Origin of the sequence: Burkholderia dolosa, assembly GCF_902499135.1 — a bacterium.
GTDB classification, from domain to species: Bacteria; Pseudomonadota; Gammaproteobacteria; order Burkholderiales; family Burkholderiaceae; genus Burkholderia; species Burkholderia dolosa.
The window spans coordinates 1-1,082 of sequence record NZ_CABVPR010000149.1; the positions used below are offsets into that span (position 1 = coordinate 1).

The 1,082-nt window shown below is 68.3% G+C and carries 1 protein-coding gene; it reads left to right on the forward strand.

The genetic code is table 11. The features are described 5' to 3' along the window. On the forward strand, positions 1-1,082 hold a 1,082-nt coding region (locus BUB20358_RS27940; protein WP_174905188.1), incomplete at both ends, for an AMP-binding protein.

Here is a 1,082-nt window from a genome sequence, read left to right on the forward strand (position 1 = left end):
GCGGTCGCGCTCGTGACCGCCGACGAGCAGGCGCGCGGCGGCAAGACGCTGCCGCTCAAGAGTATCGCCGACGAAGCGCTCGCGATGGGCGGCTGCGACGCGGTGAAAAGCGTGATCGTCTATCGCCGCACCGGCGGCAAGATCGACTGGAACGCGCAGCGCGACCTGTGGATGCACGAGCTCACGGCCGCCGAGCCCGACACGTGCGAGCCCGAATGGGTCGGCGCCGAGCATCCGCTGTTCATCCTGTACACGTCGGGCTCGACCGGCAAGCCCAAGGGCGTGCAGCACAGCACCGGCGGCTACCTGCTGTGGGCCGCGCAGACGATGAAGTGGACCTTCGACTGGAAGCCGACCGACGTGTTCTGGTGCACGGCCGACATCGGCTGGGTCACCGGCCACACGTACATCACGTACGGTCCGCTCGCGTGCGGCGGCACGCAGGTCGTGTTCGAGGGCGTGCCGACCTGGCCGGACGCCGGCCGCTTCTGGAAGATGATCGGCGACCACAAGGTCACCGTGTTCTATACCGCGCCGACCGCGATCCGCTCGCTGATCAAGGCGGCCGAAGCCGACGACCACGTTCATCCGAAGAGCTACGACCTGTCGAGCCTGCGCATCATCGGCACGGTGGGCGAGCCGATCAATCCGGAAGCGTGGATGTGGTACCACAAGCACGTGGGCGGCGAGCGCTGTCCGATCGTCGATACGTGGTGGCAGACCGAAACCGGCGGCCACATGATCACGCCGCTGCCCGGCGCGACGCCGACCGTGCCCGGCTCGTGCACGCTGCCGCTGCCGGGGATCATGGCAGCGGTGGTCGACGAGACCGGACAGGACGTGCCGAACGGGCAGGGCGGCATTCTCGTCGTCAAGCGTCCGTGGCCGGCGATGATCCGCACGATCTGGGGCGACCGCGAGCGCTTCAGGAAGAGCTACTACCCGGACGAGCTCGGCGGCCGGCTGTACCTGGCCGGCGACGGCACCGTGCGCGACAAGGACACCGGCTACTTCACGATCATGGGCCGCATCGACGACGTGCTGAACGTGTCGGGTCACCGCCTGGGCACGATGGAGATCGA